The 19,693-nt window shown below is 64.2% G+C and carries 24 protein-coding genes; 18 read left to right on the top strand and 6 right to left on the bottom strand.

Annotated features, from left to right (window positions below; all coding sequences use genetic code 11):
• Positions 1 to 19: 19 nt before the first annotated feature.
• The 5 genes from mftG to AB0H22_RS02970 all read left to right on the top strand — a co-directional run bounded on the left by mftG (position 20) and on the right by AB0H22_RS02970 (position 6,691).
• Positions 20 to 1,417: a mycofactocin system GMC family oxidoreductase MftG gene (gene mftG, locus AB0H22_RS02990; protein WP_358146030.1), complete on the top strand. Its 1,398-nt coding sequence runs from the start codon at positions 20 to 22 to the stop codon at positions 1,415 to 1,417.
• Between the two features lie 61 nt (positions 1,418 to 1,478).
• Positions 1,479 to 2,948: an ethanolamine permease gene (gene eat, locus AB0H22_RS02985; RefSeq protein ID WP_358144678.1), complete on the top strand. Its 1,470-nt coding sequence runs from the start codon at positions 1,479 to 1,481 to the stop codon at positions 2,946 to 2,948.
• 7 nt (positions 2,949 to 2,955) lie between these two features.
• On the top strand, positions 2,956 to 4,359 hold the full coding sequence (locus tag AB0H22_RS02980; protein ID WP_180748687.1) for an ethanolamine ammonia-lyase subunit EutB: 1,404 nt from the start codon (positions 2,956 to 2,958) through the stop codon (positions 4,357 to 4,359).
• Positions 4,356 to 5,141 carry an ethanolamine ammonia-lyase subunit EutC gene (gene eutC, locus AB0H22_RS02975; RefSeq protein WP_358144676.1) on the top strand — a complete coding sequence of 262 codons (786 nt, stop codon included), beginning with the start codon at positions 4,356 to 4,358 and terminating at the stop codon, positions 5,139 to 5,141. Before AB0H22_RS02980 ends, eutC begins: the two co-directional genes overlap by 4 nt.
• 47 nt (positions 5,142 to 5,188) lie before the next feature.
• Complete coding sequence (locus AB0H22_RS02970) at positions 5,189 to 6,691, top strand: acetyl-CoA acetyltransferase (protein WP_358144674.1); 1,503 nt, start codon at positions 5,189 to 5,191, stop codon at positions 6,689 to 6,691.
• Between the two features lie 95 nt (positions 6,692 to 6,786).
• Here the strand turns inward: AB0H22_RS02970 and AB0H22_RS02965 are convergent, their stop codons facing one another.
• The 3 genes from AB0H22_RS02965 to AB0H22_RS02955 form a co-directional block, all read right to left on the bottom strand.
• Positions 6,787 to 8,043: a cytochrome P450 gene (locus AB0H22_RS02965; protein WP_358144672.1), complete on the bottom strand. Its 1,257-nt coding sequence runs from the start codon at positions 8,041 to 8,043 to the stop codon at positions 6,787 to 6,789.
• Between the two features lie 76 nt (positions 8,044 to 8,119).
• Entirely contained in the window at positions 8,120 to 8,590 is a 471-nt protein-coding gene (locus AB0H22_RS02960; RefSeq protein ID WP_180748683.1) for a hotdog fold domain-containing protein, read from the bottom strand.
• Between the two features lie 70 nt (positions 8,591 to 8,660).
• Complete coding sequence (locus AB0H22_RS02955; RefSeq protein WP_358144670.1) at positions 8,661 to 9,329, bottom strand: pyridoxal 5'-phosphate synthase; 669 nt, start codon at positions 9,327 to 9,329, stop codon at positions 8,661 to 8,663.
• Positions 9,330 to 9,726: 397 nt separating this feature from the next.
• Here AB0H22_RS02955 and rpsJ point away from each other — a divergent pair, with 397 nt between their 5' ends.
• The 12 genes from rpsJ to AB0H22_RS02895 all read left to right on the top strand — a co-directional run bounded on the left by rpsJ (position 9,727) and on the right by AB0H22_RS02895 (position 15,711).
• Positions 9,727 to 10,032 carry a 30S ribosomal protein S10 gene (gene rpsJ, locus AB0H22_RS02950; protein ID WP_003883485.1) on the top strand — a complete coding sequence of 102 codons (306 nt, stop codon included), beginning with the start codon at positions 9,727 to 9,729 and terminating at the stop codon, positions 10,030 to 10,032.
• A 14-nt stretch (positions 10,033 to 10,046) separates the two neighbouring features.
• Positions 10,047 to 10,700 carry a 50S ribosomal protein L3 gene (gene rplC, locus AB0H22_RS02945; protein ID WP_180748681.1) on the top strand — a complete coding sequence of 218 codons (654 nt, stop codon included), beginning with the start codon at positions 10,047 to 10,049 and terminating at the stop codon, positions 10,698 to 10,700.
• A 14-nt stretch (positions 10,701 to 10,714) separates the two neighbouring features.
• The gene (gene rplD / locus AB0H22_RS02940; protein ID WP_180749708.1) at positions 10,715 to 11,362 is read left to right on the top strand and encodes a 50S ribosomal protein L4; all 648 of its coding nucleotides are present in this window, start codon (positions 10,715 to 10,717) and stop codon (positions 11,360 to 11,362) included.
• On the top strand, positions 11,362 to 11,664 hold the full coding sequence (gene rplW / locus AB0H22_RS02935; protein ID WP_155937265.1) for a 50S ribosomal protein L23: 303 nt from the start codon (positions 11,362 to 11,364) through the stop codon (positions 11,662 to 11,664). The genes rplD and rplW overlap by 1 nt, the downstream gene beginning before the upstream one ends.
• A 28-nt stretch (positions 11,665 to 11,692) precedes the next feature.
• Positions 11,693 to 12,532: a 50S ribosomal protein L2 gene (gene rplB, locus AB0H22_RS02930; protein WP_180748680.1), complete on the top strand. Its 840-nt coding sequence runs from the start codon at positions 11,693 to 11,695 to the stop codon at positions 12,530 to 12,532.
• Between the two features lie 12 nt (positions 12,533 to 12,544).
• A complete protein-coding gene (rpsS, locus tag AB0H22_RS02925) occupies positions 12,545 to 12,826 on the top strand; it encodes a 30S ribosomal protein S19 (RefSeq protein WP_180748679.1) in 282 nt (93 codons plus the stop codon).
• Positions 12,823 to 13,338 carry a 50S ribosomal protein L22 gene (gene rplV / locus AB0H22_RS02920; protein ID WP_180748678.1) on the top strand — a complete coding sequence of 172 codons (516 nt, stop codon included), beginning with the start codon at positions 12,823 to 12,825 and terminating at the stop codon, positions 13,336 to 13,338. Before rpsS ends, rplV begins: the two co-directional genes overlap by 4 nt.
• Entirely contained in the window at positions 13,338 to 14,180 is an 843-nt protein-coding gene (gene rpsC, locus AB0H22_RS02915) for a 30S ribosomal protein S3 (RefSeq protein ID WP_180748677.1), read from the top strand. The genes rplV and rpsC overlap by 1 nt, the downstream gene beginning before the upstream one ends.
• Before the next feature lie 2 nt (positions 14,181 to 14,182).
• Positions 14,183 to 14,599, top strand: a complete 417-nt coding sequence (gene rplP, locus AB0H22_RS02910) for a 50S ribosomal protein L16 (protein ID WP_180748676.1) — start codon at positions 14,183 to 14,185, stop codon at positions 14,597 to 14,599.
• Positions 14,599 to 14,835, top strand: coding sequence for a 50S ribosomal protein L29 (gene rpmC, locus AB0H22_RS02905; RefSeq protein ID WP_180748675.1), 237 nt, complete (start codon positions 14,599 to 14,601; stop codon positions 14,833 to 14,835). Before rplP ends, rpmC begins: the two co-directional genes overlap by 1 nt.
• Complete coding sequence (gene rpsQ, locus AB0H22_RS02900) at positions 14,832 to 15,149, top strand: 30S ribosomal protein S17 (protein WP_180748674.1); 318 nt, start codon at positions 14,832 to 14,834, stop codon at positions 15,147 to 15,149. Before rpmC ends, rpsQ begins: the two co-directional genes overlap by 4 nt.
• Positions 15,150 to 15,369: 220 nt before the next feature.
• Positions 15,370 to 15,711, top strand: a complete 342-nt coding sequence (locus AB0H22_RS02895) for a hypothetical protein (RefSeq protein ID WP_180748673.1) — start codon at positions 15,370 to 15,372, stop codon at positions 15,709 to 15,711.
• Positions 15,712 to 15,715: 4 nt separating this feature from the next.
• Here AB0H22_RS02895 and AB0H22_RS02890 read toward each other — a convergent pair whose 3' ends face one another.
• The 3 genes from AB0H22_RS02890 to AB0H22_RS02880 form a co-directional block, all read right to left on the bottom strand.
• On the bottom strand, positions 15,716 to 16,591 hold the full coding sequence (locus AB0H22_RS02890; RefSeq protein WP_358144641.1) for a PaaX family transcriptional regulator C-terminal domain-containing protein: 876 nt from the start codon (positions 16,589 to 16,591) through the stop codon (positions 15,716 to 15,718).
• Positions 16,584 to 17,603, bottom strand: coding sequence for an alpha/beta hydrolase (locus tag AB0H22_RS02885; protein WP_358146026.1), 1,020 nt, complete (start codon positions 17,601 to 17,603; stop codon positions 16,584 to 16,586). Before AB0H22_RS02885 ends, AB0H22_RS02890 begins: the two co-directional genes overlap by 8 nt.
• Positions 17,604 to 17,668: 65 nt before the next feature.
• Positions 17,669 to 18,520: an alpha/beta fold hydrolase gene (locus AB0H22_RS02880; RefSeq protein WP_180748671.1), complete on the bottom strand. Its 852-nt coding sequence runs from the start codon at positions 18,518 to 18,520 to the stop codon at positions 17,669 to 17,671.
• Between the two features lie 190 nt (positions 18,521 to 18,710).
• Here AB0H22_RS02880 and AB0H22_RS02875 point away from each other — a divergent pair, with 190 nt between their 5' ends.
• Positions 18,711 to 19,688, top strand: coding sequence for a cutinase family protein (locus AB0H22_RS02875; protein ID WP_358144639.1), 978 nt, complete (start codon positions 18,711 to 18,713; stop codon positions 19,686 to 19,688).
• Positions 19,689 to 19,693: the final 5 nt, after the last annotated feature.

Here is a 19,693-nt window from a genome sequence, read left to right as displayed (position 1 = left end):
GATCCACGCGGATGCGCTCATTGTGGGCGCGGGGAGCGCGGGTTCCATTCTGGCAGGGTGTCTTTCCGAGGATCCGTCGTTTCGGGTAGTGCTTGTCGAGGCGGGCCCGCCGTCCTCCGCGGACGAGGCCGGTATACGTGACGGGTACCGGCTGCCGATCGGACCGGGTAGCGAGGTCGCCACCTATTACTGGGCGACGCTGACATCCACAGGCGACCAGGCCGAGTTGGTGCGGGGATCCGTGGTCGGTGGCTCCGGTGCGATCAACGGTGGCTACTTCGTCCGGGGTCGGCCCGCAGACTTCGATGGATGGTCGGTGCCGGGATGGTCCTGGGCAGATGTGCGTGAACACTTCCGTGCGATGGAGACCGACCGCGACTTCCGTGACGATCCGCTGCATGGGTCGTCGGGACCCATTCCGATCGGGCGCAAGCACGAACAGAGCAGCGCCGGAAGAGAATTGATGGGCTTCGCCGCCAAGCTCGGGTATCCGGTGGTGGCGGACCTCAACGGCGCCGCAGGCGTCGGGGTGGGACTGGTGCCGCTCAACATCGACAGCGGGGTGCGCGTCGGGCCCGCGCGCGCATATCTGGAGGGGGCGGGCTGGCGTCCCAACCTCGCGGTGTATTCCGGTACTCGTGTCCTTCGGGTGTTGTGTAACGGCGGGCGCGCTACCAGGGTACAGGTGGCGGTTGCGAACTCGGTGCGGACACTGACCGCCGATCGAATCATTTTGAGTGCGGGGGCGATTGAGAGCGCCAAGCTGCTGTTGCTTTCCGGGCTCGGGCCGGCGGATGACCTACGCGCGGTGGGGGTTGAGCCCGTTGTCGACCTGCCGGGTGTCGGTACCCGTGTGATGGACCACGCGGAATGGGTACTGGACACCGGGGATGAGGGGCAGCCGGGCTATCCCGTCCTGGACACCGTGCTGCACACCGACCGTCAGACGGATATCGAGATACGGCCTTATACAACCGGATTCGCCGCGATGGCAGGGGTGAAGGTGAAAGGGCCGGACGCTCGGCAGATCGGCGTCGCATTGATGACGCCGCAGTGCCGCGGTCGCGTTGAGCTGCGCTCGGCTGACCCTGCGGCACCGGTGTACATCGACTTGCGTTATGACAGTGAGGCCGCCGATATGGATCGGTTGCGTGACGGCGTGCGCCTGGTGTCCGATCTGTATGGACGGCGGTTCGGTGGTCCGCGGTGGTCCACCTCGCAGCATCTGTGCGGAACCGCTCCGATGGGTAATGACGGTGACACGCATGCGGTCGTCGACAAATACTGCCGTGTCAGGGGAATCGACGGGCTCTTCGTCATCGACGGCTCGATCATGCCGACCATTCCGAGCCGTGGGCCAGCCGCCACCATCGCGATGATTGGCCATCGAACTGCCCAGTTTGTTGCGTGGTCGTAACGTCCGCACGAATCTTGCCGTCTACCGCACGCGTGCGGGCCATCGCACGCACAATTGGACGATGTCCAGCACCGATAGAGGCGCGAATGCCAGTGAAGCCGTCGACGCACCGCACGAGCACGCGGGTGTCCAATCACACCTCGAAGGTGCCGACTATCTCGCCCGGCGCACGCTGAAATCGGGTACCGCCGGCTGGGTGCTACTGGCCGGGCTCGGGGTGAGTTATGTGATTTCCGGCGACTACGCGGGCTGGAACACCGGGCTGAGCAAGGGCGGATTCGGGGGGATGGCCATCGCGGCGGTCATCATCGCGGCGATGTACCTCGCCATGGTGCTCAGCATGGCGGAGATGTCGTCCGCGCTGCCGACCGCGGGCGGCGGGTATACTTTCGCGCGGCGCGCGCTGGGGCCTTGGGGTGGATTCGCCACGGGGACGGCGATTCTCATTGAGTACGTCATTGCACCGGCCGCGATCGCGACATTCATCGGCAGCTACGTCGAGTCGCTGCACTTGTTCGGGCTCAAGGACGGCTGGTGGATCTATCTCGCCGCGTACGCGATCTTCATCGGCATCCACCTCAGCGGTGCGGGTGAGGCCCTCAAGACCATGTTCGTCATCACCGGTATCGCGTTGGTCGGCCTCATCACCTTCGCCGTGGGGGCGGTCGGCAAGTTCGATATACACAACTTGACCAATATCCCGGTCGCTGAAACAGCCACGGGTGCTTCGGCATTCTTACCCTATGGATACCTGGGTATCTGGGCGGCGGTGCCGTTCGCCATCTGGTTGTTCCTGGCCATCGAGGGTGTCCCGCTGGCCGCCGAAGAAGCCCGCGACCCGGCCAGAAACATTCCACGCGGCATCGTGATGGCCATGCTGGTGCTCGTGATCACCGGAACAACCGTGCTGTTCTTGGTGCCCGGGGTCGGGGGAGCTGAGGCGATGGGCCAGTCGGGCAATCCTCTAGTCGAGGCACTGGGTACGACCACGGTCGCGAAGGCCGTCAACTACATCGGGTTGGCCGGGCTCATCGCCAGCTTCTTCTCCATCGTCTACGCCTACAGCCGACAGACCTTCGCGCTGTCGCGGGCCGGTTACCTGCCGACCGGGCTATCCGTCACCAACAGTCGAAAGGCCCCGCTCCTAGCGCTCATCGTCCCCGGATTTATCGGATTCCTGTTGTCGCTCACCGGAAAAGGCGCGATGTTGCTGAACATGGCGGTGTTCGGTGCGGCACTGAGTTACGTGCTGATGATGGTGAGCCATATCGTGCTGCGTGTCCGCGAGCCCGAGATGGAGCGCCCGTACCGCACCCCGGGCGGCATCGTCACCAGCGGGTTCGCCCTGGTGATCGCCTGTGCGGCCGTGGTGGCGACATTCATCGTTGATACCACCGCGGCGTTCGCCACGTTCGGTGTGTTCCTGCTGTTTATGGCGTACTTTGGGTTATACAGCCGTCATCATTTGGTAGCGAACTCCCCGGACGAGGAGTTCGCGGCGCTTGCAGAAGCCGAAAAAGAAGTGAAATAGGCATATTATGAGCACCTTTCGCCACATCGCCGGGCCGGTCACCTACCAGTTCGGATCGCTCGCCGAAGTTCTCGCGAAGGCCTCGCCGCCTCGATCCGGTGATGAACTCGCAGGATGCGCGGCGCAATCGGATGCCGAGCGGGCCGCCGCGCGCTGGGTACTCGCCGAGGTGCCCTTGGCGACGTTCTTATCCGAAGAGATCGTGCCGTACGACACCGACGAGGTCACCCGGCTCATCATCGACAGTCATGACGCCGAGGCATTCGCGGTCATCTCACATCTCACCGTCGGCGATTTTCGTGATTGGCTACTGGAGACCATCACCAAACCCCATGGGGCGCAGTCCCTCAAGGATTTGTCTCCCGGGCTGACTCCCGAGATGGTGGCGGCGGTCAGCAAGCTGATGCGTAATCAGGACCTCATCGCGGTTGGCGCCGCGGTGCGTAATCCCAGCGCCTTCCGCACCACCATCGGCCTGCCGGGAACGCTGGCGACCCGGCTGCAGCCCAACCATCCCACCGACGACGCGCGCGGGATCGCCGCCGCCACGCTGGACGGCCTGCTGCTGGGGTGCGGCGACGCTGTCATCGGCATTAACCCTGCGACCGATTCCCCGCATGCCGCGGCCGACCTGCTGCGTCTCATCGATGACATCCGATTGCGATTTGATATCCCGACGCAGTCATGTGTGCTCGCGCACGTCACCACCACCATGGAGCTCATCGAACGAAATCTGCCGGTGGACTTGGTATTCCAATCGATTGCCGGGACCGAAGGCGCCAACGAAAGCTTCGGGGTCAACCTCTCGCTGCTGCGCGAGGCGAACGAGGCCGGACGTTCGTTGGCCCGCGGCACCGTGGGTAACAACGTCATGTATCTGGAAACCGGTCAGGGGTCCGCGTTGTCGGCAGGAGCGCATATCGGCGTGGGAGGCGTTCCGGTAGACCAGCAGACGCTGGAGGCTCGCGCCTACGCGGTCGCGCGCGAGGTGGAACCACTCCTGGTCAATACCGTTGTGGGATTCATTGGGCCGGAATATCTTTACGACGGAAAGCAGATCATCCGGGCGGGACTGGAAGACCACTTCTGCGGCAAGCTGCTGGGACTTCCGATGGGGGTCGACGTCTGCTACACCAATCACGCCGAGGCCGACTCCGATGACATGGATGTCCTGCTGACCGTGCTCACGGCTGCCGGTGTCGCCTTCGTCATCGCGGTGCCCGGGGCCGATGACGTCATGCTCGGGTATCAGAGCCTGTCCTTCCACGATGCGCTGTTCGCGCGCCGCACCTTCGGCCTGCGCCCGGCCCCGGAGTTCAATGACTGGCTCGACCGCATGGGCATGCTGGAACGCGATGGCGGGCTGCGTGAAATCCCGGTCAACGACTCGCCATTGCGGGCGCTGTTATGAGCGATGTCGCCAACGATGGTGCGGCACGGGATATTTGGGAGACGCTGCGTCGATCTACCCAGTCGCGAATCGGATTGGGGCGAAGTGGTGATGCGCTGCCCACGACCAGAGTTCTGGAGTTCGGGACCGCGCACGCCGCGGCCCGCGACGCCGTACACACGCCACTGGACGCCCGCGCTTTGGCCGGCCGGATCGACGGACTCGGATTGGGCACGCCGCTGCTGGTGACCAGCCGGGCGGGCGATCGATCCGAATACCTGCGCCGCCCGGACCTGGGGCGCGCACCCGCCGATGGCGCGCTCGACGTGCTCCCCGAGTCCGGTGCCGATATCGGAATTGTGCTGGCCGACGGGTTGTCGCCACGAGCCCTCGACGATCACGGGGTACAGCTGTTGCAGGCGCTGCACCAGCGGCTCCGGGGGTACTCGATTGCGCCGCTCGTCGTCGCGACTCAGGCGAGGGTGGCTTTAGGCGACCATATTGGCGCCGCACTTGGCGTCGACACCCTGCTGGTGCTCATCGGGGAACGCCCGGGTCTTTCGGTCGCCGACAGCGTCGGGATCTACCTCACGCACAATCCCATGGTCGGATGCACTGATGCGCAACGCAATTGCGTTTCCAATATCCATCCTCCCGAGGGCTTGAGTTATGACCAAGCGGCCCAGGTCGTGGCCGCGCTGGTGGCGGGGGCGCGTCAGATCGGCCGCTCCGGCGTCGACCTCAAGGACATGACCGGCGCGGGCCACCAGATCGAGGGGGCGGGGCCCGCCCTGTCCACCTAACAGGGTGACCCTTCGGGGCCAACCGGGCGGTTGGTTACCATCGGCGGATGGCCATCGACCCTCGCACGCCGGTCCTCGTCGGTACCGGGCAGGTCAATCAGCGGACAGACGCTGACACCCCGTTCTCCGAGATCCCCGAGCCCATCGATCTCATGGAGCAAGCCGCCCGGCTGGCCGCCGAGGACGCGGGGACGACAGATCTCCTTGCGGCAATCGACACGGTGTCGGTCGCGAACATCTTCTCGTGGAAGTACCGCGACCCGGGTGTGCTCCTGGGCGAGCGTCTGGGTGCAGCACCCAAGCGGACCTTCTACACCGGGCCCAGCGGCAACTCGCCGCAGCTCTTGGTAAGCCATGCAGCTGCCGACATCCTGGCCGGAGACGCCGACGTTGTTCTCATCGGTGGTGCCGAGATGTGGCGTTCGCGCAACAAGATGATGGCCACCGGTGTGCAGCCGATGTGGACCGCGCAGGACGAATCCATCGCGGAACCAACGATTCTCGGTGGTCGCATGGATCAAGTGGGCGGCGCCGAGACCACGATCGGTCTGATCTCTCCCGGCCACGTCTATCCGCTCTTCGAGCAGGCGATTCGCATCGCAAGCGGTGTATCGATCGCGGATCATCGGATCGCGATTTCCCGACTGTGGCAGCGATTCAATGCGGTGGCGGTGAACAACACGCACGCCTGGTCCAATGATGCGTACAGCGCAGAGGAAATCGCCACACCCGGCCCCGATAACCGGTGGATCAGCTCGCCGTACACCAAGCTGATGAACTCCAACAATATGGTCGAGCAGGGTGCGGTCGTGCTGCTGACCTCTTTGGAAACAGCGTTACGGCTACGAATTCCCAAGGACCGCTGGATATTTCCGCTTGCCGGCAGCCACGCCAACGACACCTTCGCGCTCAGTGAACGTCACGAGCTGCATCGGTCGCCGGCCATTCGGCTCGCAGGTAAGCGTGTGTTCGAGCTCGCCGGACTGGGAACCGATGACGTCGACCTGATCGACATCTACTCCTGTTTCCCATCGGCGGTGCAGGTTGCGGCCACCGAGCTGGGGCTACCGCTCGACGACCCGGCCCGGCCGCTCACGGTGACCGGCGGACTTACCTTCGCCGGCGGCCCTTGGTGCAACTACGTCACCCACGCCATCGCGACCATGGCCGAACGGCTGCGTGAGCGTCCCGGCACACGGGGACTGATCACGGCCAACGGTGGATACCTGACCAAGCACGCACTCGGAATCTACGGAACCGAGCCGCCTGCAACTGGATTCAGGTACGAGGACGTGCAGTCCGAGGTAGACGGAGAGCCCACAACCGAGGCGGCCGATGGCTATTCGGGCACGGCAACTGTCGAAGCGTGGACCGTCAACTATGGGCGAGATGGATCGCCGTTCCAGACGTTCGTCAGTGTGCGCACGCCCACTGGGGCGCGCACCTTCGCCAAGGTTGACGATCGTGACGCCGCCGTGGAGATCGTGAACACCGATATCGCCGGCGCGTCAATCGAAGTCGCCGCGGACGGCTCCGCGCGACTCACCTAAAACTGGCGAGCAGCCCCCGCAGGCGGGAGGTATCCCCGGCATGGTGCACAGCCGACCTGCGATTCGCGTGCAATAGGTGTCTGCTCACGCGGGGGTTAGCGCAGCGTGTACCGGATCGGTAGGTGTTTGATACCGCCGACAAATATGGTCGACGTCCGTGCGATATCCCCGTCGATCTCGATGGACTCCAGCCGGGGGAGTAGCGCCGAGAAGAAGCTGTTGACCTCCATCCGGGCCAGCGCGGCCCCCAAACAGAAGTGCACCCCGAACCCGAATGCCAGGTGTTTGTTGGGATCTCGTCCAACGTCGAACGTGAACGGATCGGTGAAGGTGTCCTCGTCGCGGTTGCCCGACGGGTAAGACAGCAGCACCGATTCCCCCTCGGCGATGGGTACGCCGCGAATCTCGGTGTCCGCGGTCGCTGTTCGCATGAATTCCTTGACGGGTGTCACCCAGCGGATCATCTCGTCGACTGCTAATGGCATGAGGTCGGGGTTCCCGCGTAGTCGTGCGAGCTGGTCCGGGTGCTGAAGAAGCGCTTCGAGTCCACCCGCGATGGTGGCACTGGTGGTGTCGTGTCCGGCGGTGGCGATGATCGTGTAGTACGACGCGGTGTCGACATCACTGAGCAGCTCGCCGTCGACCTTCGCGTTCGCGATGGTCGAGGCCAAGTCGTCGGTGGGGTTCTCGCGCCGGGACGCGGTGAGGCCGCTGAAGTACCCGAAGAAGTCGAGCAGCGCCATGAGCTGCTCCTCCGGGGTGGTGCCGCGCTGGAATTCGGTGTCGTCACCGCCGAACAGCTCTTGGGTAAGTTTGAGCATCCGGTCGAAGTCAGATTCGGGAATGCCGAGCAGCGACATGATGACGTACAGCGGGAAATGCACCGCGACGTCCTGTGCGAAATCGCAGGTTCCGCCGGCGTCCATCAGTTTGTTCACGTACCTGGTGGCCAGCTCATCGGTCCGGATCTTCATGTCCCGCATGGCCTTCGGCCGGAACCAATCGGCGCCGATGGCGCGCAGTACGCGGTGCTTGGGGTCGTCGATGTGGACCAGGGTCTTGAGCTCGATTCCCATGGCCGCCTGCTTATCCAGCTCGGCCTCCTGCTCAAGGTTCATGAGTAGCGGACGAGGTTCATTGACCCAGAGCGAATTGTCACGCTCGACATCCATGATGTCGTCGTGCTTGGTGATCGCCCAGAACGGTCGATAGTTGTCGGCGACGACCCTCGCCACGGGTTGTTCGCGGCGCAGCAGGGTCATCGCGGCGTGTAGGCGAGACTCGTCGGTGTAGGCGGTCGGGTCGGCCAAAAGGCGGCCGGCGTCTTCGATTTCGGACAGTGCGGTGGCCATAGCCGGAGTGTGCGCGCGGCACACCATAGATTTGTCCCTAACGGCTGAAATTTCCGCCGTACTGCTCGGGAACTGATTAGGCGGGCGTGACCCAGGTGGTGATCTCTGCCCTCACCACTTCCTTGCCGTCGCGATCGGTGATGCTGATCGGCACGACGACGTCGGTGCCCTCGGTGATCGAGGCGAAGTCGAGGCCCTCCAGCTTGGCAACCGCCCGCAGCGAGGTGGTGGCCTTGCCGAGGTACTGCACGTTCATCGCCTTGGGGATCCAGCGATGCGAGGACGGGGTGGTGGCCTCCATCAGCATTCCCATCGCGACCTCGGCCAGGTTGCACGCGGCGATCGCGTGGAACGTCTTGAGGTGGTTGTAGACGAAGTACCACTTGGGGGCGGTCACCTCGCAGTAGCCCGGTTCCATTCGGTGCACGTGCGGCACCACCGAAGCGAAGTAGGGAACGCGGGCCATCATGGCGGCGGAGAACAGGGCGGAGCCGCCGGGCTTGTTCTGCAGACGCTGCCAGATTTTGTAGGTCGGGGATGCACTCACAATGCGTACCTTACTCGAAAGTAAGGTACGCAGGTGCCTCGGCCGCCGGGTCGAGGCAGGCATGGCCGTCTCACGGCCAGAGCTGGATGCGCTCCCAGTCGTCGTCAACTCGCTGATAACTGAGCCGCAGGTGTTTCCGGTCGGGGGAGCCCTGCCAGAACTCGATCTGCGTCGGCTGCACCGCGTACGACACCCATTCATCGGGTACGAGATCGGGATCGTCCGCCAGCTTCCGGTGCGCCTTCTCGATCTCGGCGTCGATCTCCGCGGCATCCGCGAGAGGCTGGCTCTGCCGAAGCGTCAGTGCCATCGCCCGGGATCCGATCGGCCTGCCCAGGAAATCCAAGGCGCTCGCCTGCGCACCGTCGTCGACAACCGGGCCCACCACCCGTACCTGCCGGACGAGCGCCGGCCAATGGAAGGTCAGTGCGGCGGCGGGGTGAGAGGAGAGGTCACGTCCCTTTTGGCTCACCGAACTCGCCGCGAAATGCCAACCGCTCTCGTCGATGGCCTTCAAAATCAGCACTCGTGCGCGGGGTGCACCCTGGGCATCGACCGTCGAGATCGTCATGGCATGCGGCTCCAGTACGCCGGCCTGCGCTGCCTGTTCGATCCATTCGATGAACAAGGGGAGCGGTTCGGCGGGGGCATCGCCAACGTCAAAGGGTGGGGCGCTGCCGGCTAGAACGGGCAGGGCCCGCAGGAATGAACGCCCTCCGTCGGCTTTCTGCCAATGCACGTCACAACCTCCTCAACGGGATCTGTACTAGCGTTCCAGACGTCCTCGGAACCGCAGGTCAGGGGCTCTCGGTTGCCGCCGCTGGGTGGGTACAGTCGGGATTCGGCCCGGATTTTGAGGACGCGGGGGAATAAGGCATACTGTTCGGGTTGCCGTGAACCGGTTGCAGCGCCCTGGGTCGCCCCAGTGTGCGCTGCTAACGGAGGCGGCGAACCACTAGCGTCCTTACGGGCGCTTCGGCCCAGTCCACGCGACGAGAATTTTCGACGCGGACGACTGCGCGAGCGGGCGACACGCCCGACCGCGGGGGTCGGTGAACTACGACAGGTAAACAGCGGCGGTATCGGGTTGCGCGTGAGAACGTGCTCCGGACCCAGTGACAGTAGAGGTAGGAAGCGTGGCGGGACAGAAGATCCGCATCAGGCTCAAGGCCTACGACCATGAGGCCATTGACGCTTCGGCGCGCAAGATTGTTGAGACGGTCACCCGTACCGGCGCGAGTGTCGTTGGGCCTGTGCCGTTGCCGACCGAGAAGAACGTGTATTGCGTTATCCGGTCGCCGCACAAGTACAAGGACTCGCGCGAGCACTTCGAGATGCGCACCCACAAGCGGCTCATCGACATCCTTGACCCGACGCCCAAGACGGTTGACGCGCTCATGCGCATCGACCTGCCGGCCAGCGTCGACGTGAATATTCAGTAGGAGATCCAGAAACCATGGCAAGAAAAGGAATTCTGGGCACCAAGCTGGGTATGACACAGGTTTTCGACGAAAACAACCGGGTTGTCCCGGTGACCGTCGTCAAGGCCGGACCCAATGTGGTGACCCGCATCCGCACCCAGGAGCTGGACGGCTACAGCGCCATCCAGCTCGCGTTCGGTGAGATCAGCCCGCGCAAGGTGACCAAGCCGGTCACTGGTCAGTTCAGCGCCGCCGGGATCAACCCGCGCCGCCACCTGGCCGAGCTGCGTCTCGAAGACGAAGCTGCTGCCGCCGAGTACGAGGTGGGTCAGGAACTGACCGCCGAGATCTTCAGCGATGGCGCGTATGTCGACATCACCGGGACCTCCAAGGGCAAGGGCTTCGCCGGAACCATGAAGCGTCACGGCTTCAGCGGTCAGGGCGCGAGCCACGGTGCGCAGGCTGTGCACCGTCGTCCCGGCTCGATCGGTGGCTGCGCCACCCCGGGCCGTGTCTTCAAGGGCACCCGGATGTCGGGACGTATGGGTAGTGATCGCGTCACCACCCAGAACCTGGTGGTGCACAAGGTGGATGCCGAAAATGGCGTGCTGCTGATCAAGGGTGCCATCCCCGGACGTAAGGGTGGCCTGGTTGTGGTCCGCACCGCTGTCAAGCGAGGTGAGAAGTAGTGTCTGAGAATCTTTTGACAATCACGGTCAAGGCTCCGGGTGGCAAGACGGACGGCTCCATCGAGCTGCCCGCCGAGTTGTTCGACGCCCCAGCCAATATCTCACTGCTGCACCAGGTGGTGACCGCTCAGTTGGCGGCCGGCCGCCAGGGCACGCACTCCACGAAGCGTCGTGGCGAGGTGTCCGGTGGTGGCAGGAAGCCGTACCGGCAGAAGGGAACCGGCCGCGCCCGTCAGGGCTCGACCCGTGCTCCGCAGTTCACCGGTGGTGGCGTCGTACATGGCCCGCAGCCGCGTGACTACAGCCAGCGGACGCCCAAGAAGATGATCGCCGCCGCGCTGCGCGGTGCGCTGTCGGACCGGGCCCGCAACGGCCGCATCCACGCCGTCACCGAACTGGTTGCCGGGCAGGAGCCCTCGACCAAGAGCGCCAAGGCGTTCCTGGCCGAGATCAGCGACCGCAAGCAACTGCTACTGGTGCTGGGCCGCGACGATCTGGCCGCGGTGAAGAGTGTCCGGAACCTGCCGAATGTGCACGTGCTGGCCTACGACCAGCTCAACACCTACGACGTGCTCAAGGCCGACGATCTGGTGTTCAGCGTCGAGGCGCTCAATGGCTTTATCAGCGCGGCCGCCAAGAAGAAAGAGGAGGTGTCAGCCTGATGGCAACCATCACTGACCCCCGCGACATCATCCTGGCCCCGGTGATCTCGGAGAAGTCGTATTCGTTGATCGAAGACAACGTTTACACCTTCGTGGTTCGCCCGGACTCCAACAAGACGCAGATCAAGATCGCGATCGAGCAGATCTTCAGCGTCAAGGTTTCCTCGGTGAACACCGCCAACCGGCAGGGCAAGCGCAAGCGCACCCGCACCGGTTTCGGACAGCGCAAGAGCACCAAGCGCGCCATCGTCACCCTGGCACCGGGCAGCAAGCCGATCGACCTGTTTGGAGCCCCGGCCTAGCGCTGGGAGTAGAGGACTTAGAGAAGACATGGGAATTCGCAAGTACAAGCCGACGACTCCGGGTCGCCGCGGCTCGAGTGTTGCAGATTTCTCGGAGATCACTCGCTCGACTCCCGAGAAGTCGCTGATCCGTCCGCTGCACGGCACTGGTGGCCGTAACGCGCACGGCCGCATTACCACTCGTCACAAGGGCGGCGGCCACAAGCGCGCCTACCGGCTGATCGACTTCCGTCGCCACGACAAGGACGGCGTCAACGCCAAGGTCGCGCACATCGAGTACGACCCCAACCGCACCGCGCGCATCGCGCTGCTGCACTTCCTGGACGGCGAGAAGCGTTACATCATCGCGCCGGTGGGGCTTTCGCAGGGCGATGTGGTGGAGTCGGGCGCCAACGCCGACATCAAGCCGGGCAACAACCTGCCGCTGCGCAACATCCCGACGGGTACCACGATCCACGCCGTCGAGCTGCGTCCCGGTGGTGGAGCCAAGATCGCCCGCTCCGCGGGGTCTGGCATCCAGCTGCTGGGCAAGGAAGGCGCCTACGCCTCCTTGCGTATGCCCAGCGGTGAGATCCGTCGTGTCGACGTGCGCTGCCGCGCAACCGTCGGCGAGGTGGGTAACGCCGAACAGGGCAACATCAACTGGGGTAAAGCCGGCCGTATGCGATGGAAGGGCAAGCGCCCCACCGTCCGTGGTGTCGTGATGAACCCGGTCGACCACCCGCACGGTGGTGGTGAGGGTAAGACCTCCGGTGGTCGCCACCCAGTTAGCCCGTGGGGTAAGCCCGAGGGTCGCACCCGCAAGCCCAACAAGGCGAGCGATCAACTCATCGTCCGACGCCGGCGCACCGGCAAGAACAAGCGCTAGGAGTAGCCAGCGATGCCACGCAGCCTCAAGAAGGGCCCGTTCGTCGACGACCATCTGCTCAAGAAGGTCGACGTCCAGAACGAGAAGAACACCAAGCAGGTCATCAAGACCTGGTCGCGGCGTTCGACGATCATCCCCGACTTCATCGGCCACACCTTCGCGGTGCACGACGGGCGTAAGCACGTGCCCGTCTTCGTCACCGAGGCGATGGTTGGTCACAAGCTGGGCGAGTTCGCGGCGACTCGGACCTTCAAGGGTCACATCAAGGACGACCGAAAGAGCAAGCGGCGATGACAACTACCGAATTTCCTTCGGCGACGGCGGTGGCCCGCTTCGTGCGGGTCTCGCCGTCCAAGGCGCGCAGGGTTATCGACCTGGTGCGCGGTAAGCCTGTGGCCGTCGCCATCGACATCCTGCGGTGGGCGCCGCAGGCCGCCAGCGAGCCGGTGGCCAAGGTCATCGCCAGCGCTGCCGCCAACGCGCAGAACAACGACGGACTTGACCCGTCCACCCTTGTGGTGTCGGCGATCTTCGCTGATGAGGGCCCGACCGCCAAGCGCATCCGTCCCCGCGCGCAGGGTCGTGCTTTCCGGATCCGCAAGCGCACCAGCCACATCACTGTGGTGGTGGAGAGTCGGCCGAAGCAGGACGGCAAGGCCGGTAAGTCGGCAGCCGCCTCTCGCACCCGCCGGGCTGAGGGCTCGAAGGCTGCCGCCAAGAAGACCACCGCTGAGGCGAAAGTGACGGCGTCGAGCGCCGCTGGCGCCGCGACGGACAAGACTGATGCGAAGGGAGGCTCGCGCTAGTGGGCCAGAAGATCAATCCGCACGGTTTCCGACTCGGTATCACCACCGACTGGAAGTCCCGCTGGTACGCCGACAAGCAGTACGCGGACTATGTCAAGGAAGACGTGGCCATCCGTCGTCTGCTGGCCACTGGGCTGGAGCGTGCCGGTATCGCCAAGGTGGAGATTGAGCGCACCCGTGACCGGGTTCGCGTCGACATCCACACCGCGCGTCCCGGCATCGTCATCGGCCGTCGTGGCACCGAAGCCGACCGCATCCGCGCCGACCTGGAGAAGCTGACCAAGAAGCAGGTGCAGCTGAACATCCTCGAGGTGAAGAACCCCGAGGCTGAGGCGCAGCTGGTGGCTCAGGGTGTGGCCGAGCAGCTGAGCAACCGTGTCGCGTTCCGTCGCGCCATGCGCAAGGCAATTCAGTCGGCCATGCGCCAGCCCAACGTCAAGGGCATCCGGGTGCAGTGCTCGGGCCGCCTCGGCGGTGCTGAGATGAGCCGCTCGGAGTTCTACCGCGAGGGTCGCGTGCCGCTGCACACGCTGCGTGCCGATATCGACTACGGCCTGTACGAGGCCAAGACCACCTTCGGCCGCATCGGTGTGAAGGTATGGATCTACAAGGGCGACATCGTTGGTGGCAAGCGTGAGCTCACCGCCACGGCTGCTGCGCCAGCCGGAGACCGTCCGCGCCGTGAGCGTCCGGCCGGTGCCCGTCCGCGTCGCAGTGGCGCCTCGGGTACCACCGCGACGAGCACTGAAGCCGGTCGTGCCGCCGTGGAATCAGGCGGGGATACCTCCGCCAATGTCGCCGAGGCTGCGGCTCCGGCGGCCGAGACAAGCACGGAGAACTGAACATGTTGATTCCCCGTAAGGTCAAGCACCGCAAGCAGCATCACCCGAAGAAGAAGGGCACCGCCTCCGGCGGTACCACGGTAGCTTTCGGTGATTACGGCATCCAGGCGCTGGGCCACGCGTACGTCACGAACCGGCAGATCGAGTCCGCTCGTATCGCCATCAACCGGCACATCAAGCGTGGCGGCAAGGTGTGGATCAACATCTTCCCCGATCGTCCGCTGACCAAGAAGCCCGCCGAAACCCGCATGGGCTCCGGTAAGGGTTCGCCGGAATGGTGGGTTGCGAACATTAAGCCCGGTCGTGTGCTGTTCGAGTTGAGCTACCCGAACGAAGAGACCGCGCGCCAGGCGTTGACGCGCGCGATCCACAAGCTGCCGATCAAGGCACGCATCATCACACGAGAGGAGCAGTTCTGATGACAGTGGGAGTTTCCGCTGGCGAACTGCGGGAAAGCACCGAGGACGAGCTGATCACCAAGCTGCGTGAGTCGAAGGAAGAGCTGTTCAACCTGCGCTTCCAGATGGCCACCGGTCAGCTCGCCAACAACCGTCGGCTACGTGCGGTACGCCAGGAAATCGCGCGCATCTACACCGTCATGCGTGAGCGTGAGCTGGGATTGGCCGCCGGACCCGATAGCGAGGACAGCAAGTGAGCGAGAAGACAAAGGACGCCGGCACTGTACCGGGACCGAAGCACACCCCGGCCACCGAGCAGCTGCGCGGACGTCGGAAGACCCGCATCGGCTACGTGGTGTCGGACAAGATGCAGAAGACGATTGTCGTCGAACTCGAAGCCCGTCACCGGCATGCGCTGTACGGCAAGATCATCCGCACCACCTCGAAGGTCAAGGCCCACGACGAGAACGGTGACGCCAGTGTCGGCGACCGCGTCTCGCTGATGGAGACCCGTCCGCTGTCGGCCACCAAGCGGTGGCGGCTGGTCGAGGTTCTCGAGAAGGCCAAGTAGTCAGATACGCGAAATGCGCGCCGTACCCGAAAAGGGGCGGCGCGTTTTTTCGTTGTAAACCCGCAAAACTCCTCATTTATCTATCGAATACCATACGATCGTATGCAAATAGATAGTTAATGTAGAGCAGTCGAGGGAGGTTGCCTTGCCGGATCGAGGGCGACTGGTCTGTGAGCTTCGCCAGCTGCGGCCCGCACGGCGCTTGGTCTTAATCGAGGCGGTGTCTGCCTTGGTACTGGCTGTTGTGACCCTGCCCTTTTCGCTCCCGGTGGCGGTCGAGGCACAGCCGGAGTGGGTGCAACTGACGGGCCTGGCGTTCCTGGCCGGGTCCTTCGCACTCAATCTCGTGGTGTGGCGCCGGGCCACCAACGGGATTCACCGCCGGACAGAGGATGTTCGCCGGCTGCGGGCCGCGGCGGCGGCATACCTGGTGGCGCTCATTGTGTTGACCCCCCTGCCCGCGACATGGCAATGGCTCTGGTTCACGTTGACGATCCTGGCCGTGATGCTGGGCGCAGTATCGACATGGCGGCTGTGGCGCTCGGATCAGTGGCCGCGCTGAGCGATTACGAGGTATGGATCGGGTGGGTGACTTCCTGGACGACCTCGGCATACCACCGAAATAGCCGAATCGGCTGCGCGGGTTCGGCCTCCAAAAGGTCGGCCCAGCATTCGGCCACCGCGGCGCGTGCGGCCGTGCCGGTCCACGGTTGGGGGAGGAGATCCGGCGGCAACAGGGGGTCAGGTTCGATCGCTCGGGTGAATTCGGCGGCGAGCGTGATGGCGATTCTGAGGTGTTCGGTGCGCGACGCGCCTGGGATGGCCGGCTTGAGCCGTTGCGCCGCGGCCAGTAGCCGTCGATGGCCATCGACGATACGGTCCAGCGGCCAAAGGCGCCGGGCGAGATCGGGTGCCGTTCGGCTATCGCCTACGGCCAGGTCCTCAGTCGTCAGCAGTGAGATGTGCGCACGCACGTCGAGTTCGGTTGCGAGAGTCAGAATGTGGTCTTCCCACGGGTTGGCCGAAACGTATAGCCCGCCCTGAATCAGCGCTCCGCCGAGACGCACAATGGCATTGCGCATGGTGTCGCGGGCGGACCTCATCGATTCCGGGATGCCGAAAGCCGCCAGATGCCAGCGGCCGTCCCACCGCGCCTCACCGCGATCCTGGGCATACATGAACCGGACGAACTCCAGGTCGGGTTCGATGGCGGTGCGGGTCCGTTCCGTTGCGCGCAATATGGCCTTGCGCCCGCGTCCGTCTTGGGTGAACCGTCCCTCGGCGGCCAGCCTTTTGATACAGAGGCGAACCTGCTGATCGCTCATGCCCAACGCGTTGGCCACGTCGTAAAGCTCGCCGGCGTCAACGGTGGCATCCTCGCGGATCAGGCTCTCGACGAGAGTGCGGGTGGTGACCTCCGCGTCGTCCTGATCGCTATCCAAGCTTCACCTTCCCGCTGTCGGTCTGTTCAACATAGTGTCGGAGGTTATCCAGGTACCCGGGTGCGTATAGCGAGCGCGGCGCGAAGGTGGCGACCAGGACGGTGCGGATCCCGTGGACATTGTCGAGGCTTGCTCTCGCAAGGCTGTGCGAGGCACGCGGATACATCTGAACCGTCAATAGATCCGGGCGTACTAGTGCCCGGTAGACGCGCTCGGTCTCGTGTACGTCTACGTTGAGATCGTCTTCACCGAGCTCGAGAAGCACGGGGACCCGCAGCTTGGGCAGGGTCTCGCTGATATCGGCTCGGTAGTTCTTCTTCACGAACTCCCAGCGGTCCGCCGACATCGGCTCGGCGTCGGCGTGCGAGGCCAGATACTGCTCGTAGGTGGCACCTGCGAAGAGCGGCTTCAGCTTTGCCTTGCGCTCATCCAGCGCAGTGGTGATATCGGCCGCGGAGGCGTTGCGATTGCGCATCTCGGCCACGAGGTTGTACTCGCCCTGCCGCAGCCAGTTGACCGCGGCGCCGACGAGGATGACGAACTGCATATCCGGCTGGCGCACGGCCAGCTCGGGGACAACCCAGCCGCCCTGGCTGATACCCCATGCGCCAATGCGTTTCGGGTCGATGTCGGAGCGTCCGCGGGCCCACGTGATCGCGGCCTCTGCCTCGGTTGCGCGGTCGTGCATGCTCTGGTTCAGCCAATTGCCGGGGGCACCGTCGATCCCCGGCTTGTTCCATGCCAATGACGCGTATCCGGCCTTGGCGAGCGATTCCCAGATCGGGCGGTAGAACGAGTCGCGGGTGGCATCGGCCGGTCCGTCACCGTGTACGAAGACGACGAGGCCATAGGGGCCCTTGCCTTGTGGTGGCAGCGCGAGGACCCCATGCAGCGGCTCTGCCGAGCCGGGGACGATCACCTGCTCTTCGTGGATCGCGAAATCGTTGGCGACGATCACCCAGATGCCGGCGCTGGTGGCGAGCGCAATCACGCTCGCGACAGCGATCAGCAGCCTGCGCTGCTTCGGCATCATAAAACGAACGTATCAGATACGTCCGTTTTGAGTTTAATAGGTGTTTAACGGCGCAGGAAGTCGACGACCGTCTGCTCAAAGGCCTGCTTGGCCTCGATCATCACCCAGTGGCCGCTGTTGGGGAAGATGTGCAGTTCGGCATTGGGGATGAGCCGCATCGGCACGATCGCCATGTCCGGCGGGCTGACGCGGTCATCGCGACCCCAGGTGAGCAGGGTCGGGCATTTGATCTTGTGCATCATCGCCCAGTACGGCGGGATGTCGGCGTTCGCGAGGAACTTCTGTTGCATTGCAAAGGCTTTGGAGCCGTACATCAGCTGCGCGGTCTTATGTGCGTCGGGGTTGATCGCGGCTTCCCACCGTTCCTCGATGAGCTCCTCGGTGACGACGGCCGGGTCCCACACCATGGAGTTGAGCCAGCGGACCAGCTTGTCGCGGTCCGGGCCATCGGTGAACTCCTGCAGTAACCGCAGGCCCTCGCTGGGGCTCGGGCTGAAGATGTTCGGCCCGACACCGCCGATGGTGACGAGCTTGGCGATGCGATCGGGGTGCTTGATCGCGAGGTTGATACCAACGACGCCGCCCATCGAGTTTCCAACGATGGCGGCCGATTCGATGCCGAGGCCGTCCATGAACCGGATGACCGAGGCGCCCGCCGTCAGGACCGGGTGCCCTTGCACCGCGTCGCTGACGCCGAAGCCCGGGAACTCCAAGACGTAGGTGTGGAAGTGCTCGGCGAAAACCGCGAGATTGCCGCGGTAGTTGCGCCAGCCGGTCACGCCGGGGCCGGAGCCGTGCAGGAGGATCAGCGGCTCACCCTCGCCGGCCTCGTGATAGCGCAGCACGCCTTCATTGGTGGCCAGTTCTTTCTTGGTGCCCTCGTATGTCACGTCCACGAGACAAGAGTAGAACGTGTTTCAGTTTTGCGTTACATCGGCGCCCGCTCAGTGGGCGGCGACGGATTCGAGGGGCCGCAGCCACGAGAAGGTGAGCGCCCGAGGCCTTGCCTAGCGCTGGTCTCGGATGACAATTTTCCAGTAGTTCCAACACCGCCAAGAAGCTCTGCCAGGGAACTACGCTGGACGAATGAACCGATACGTCAAGCGTGGATCGGTCGGGGTTTCGATTTTCTCGTTATCGGCGGCGGTAGCCGCGATACTCGCCACTCATAGCGACAACTGGCCAACGGCCAACGCAGCCGGCTGTCCCGACGTGGATGTGTCCTTCGCCCGCGGTACCAACGATTCTCCGGGCCTTGGAGACGTGGGGAAGGCCTTTACCGACGAACTGACCGACCGACTGCCGAACAAGTTCGTCGACATCTACGCCGTCAACTACCCAGCCAGTTTTGACTGGGTCCGTGCCGGCGATGGTGCCAATGACATGAGCTTCCACGTCCAAGAGGTGGCGCGTAACTGTCCAAATACGCAGTTTGTGCTCGGCGGGTTCTCCCAGGGCGCTGCTGTGGTCGACGTGTTGATGGGCACCAACGGGACGGGGCTCACCTTCAACAACCCATTGCCAACCGATCTGGAGCAGCGGGTCGCCGCGATCGTGCTCATTGGAAATCCCAGGAATTGGCAGGTCAACGGGATGAGTCTGGAGCTGTCGATCAAGGATTCCCAGCGCAGCAAGGTGATTGACATCTGCAATCCCGGCGACGGGATCTGCGATCCGAATGGTGGTGGTCTGGGGCCGCACATGCAGTACAAATCGGATGGATCGGCCGATCGTGCTGCTGATTTCGTCGTCAACCGGTTGACAGCCATCACCGCCAGCAGCAGCGCGGCCGCCGCGAGCAGCACCAGCGCCACGAGCTCCTCCAACTCGGCCACGTCCAAGAGTGCAACCTCATCCGCGGCTGCACCATCGTCCACCCCGTCTGCAGCGGTGGCGCCCGCATCCTCCGCGCCAAAGCCCGCGGCCGCGACGCCAACGCGAAAGGCGCCGGCGTGGATGATGCCCGCATCAGATGCTCCTGACACCAACGCGTCAACGTCGAGCGCACCCGCGCTCGACCCCGCCCGACACGGCCCGCCGCCGGGTCCCGCCGGTGATCAGTAAGCGTG

Source organism: Mycobacterium sp. NPDC050853, from assembly GCF_040653875.1.
GTDB lineage: Bacteria > Actinomycetota > Actinomycetes > Mycobacteriales > Mycobacteriaceae > Mycobacterium.
The sequence above is the reverse complement of the archived record's forward strand: the minus strand, read 5'-3'. Positions and strand labels throughout refer to the sequence as shown.

Excerpts from the sequence above, each read along its gene's own strand:
- eat (WP_358144678.1), top strand. The coding sequence starts at position 1,479 with ATGTCCAGCACCGATAGAGGCGCGAATGCCAGTGAAGCCGTCGACGCA.
- AB0H22_RS02980 (WP_180748687.1), top strand. The coding sequence starts at position 2,956 with ATGAGCACCTTTCGCCACATCGCCGGGCCGGTCACCTACCAGTTCGGA.
- eutC (WP_358144676.1), top strand. The coding sequence starts at position 4,356 with ATGAGCGATGTCGCCAACGATGGTGCGGCACGGGATATTTGGGAGACG.
- AB0H22_RS02970 (WP_358144674.1), top strand. The coding sequence starts at position 5,189 with ATGGCCATCGACCCTCGCACGCCGGTCCTCGTCGGTACCGGGCAGGTC.
- AB0H22_RS02965 (WP_358144672.1), bottom strand. The coding sequence starts at position 8,043 with ATGGCCACCGCACTGTCCGAAATCGAAGACGCCGGCCGCCTTTTGGCC.
- rplC (WP_180748681.1), top strand. The coding sequence starts at position 10,047 with ATGGCAAGAAAAGGAATTCTGGGCACCAAGCTGGGTATGACACAGGTT.
- rplW (WP_155937265.1), top strand. The coding sequence starts at position 11,362 with ATGGCAACCATCACTGACCCCCGCGACATCATCCTGGCCCCGGTGATC.
- rplB (WP_180748680.1), top strand. The coding sequence starts at position 11,693 with ATGGGAATTCGCAAGTACAAGCCGACGACTCCGGGTCGCCGCGGCTCG.
- rpsS (WP_180748679.1), top strand. The coding sequence starts at position 12,545 with ATGCCACGCAGCCTCAAGAAGGGCCCGTTCGTCGACGACCATCTGCTC.
- rplV (WP_180748678.1), top strand. The coding sequence starts at position 12,823 with ATGACAACTACCGAATTTCCTTCGGCGACGGCGGTGGCCCGCTTCGTG.
- rplP (WP_180748676.1), top strand. The coding sequence starts at position 14,183 with ATGTTGATTCCCCGTAAGGTCAAGCACCGCAAGCAGCATCACCCGAAG.
- rpmC (WP_180748675.1), top strand. The coding sequence starts at position 14,599 with ATGACAGTGGGAGTTTCCGCTGGCGAACTGCGGGAAAGCACCGAGGAC.
- AB0H22_RS02875 (WP_358144639.1), top strand. The coding sequence starts at position 18,711 with ATGAACCGATACGTCAAGCGTGGATCGGTCGGGGTTTCGATTTTCTCG.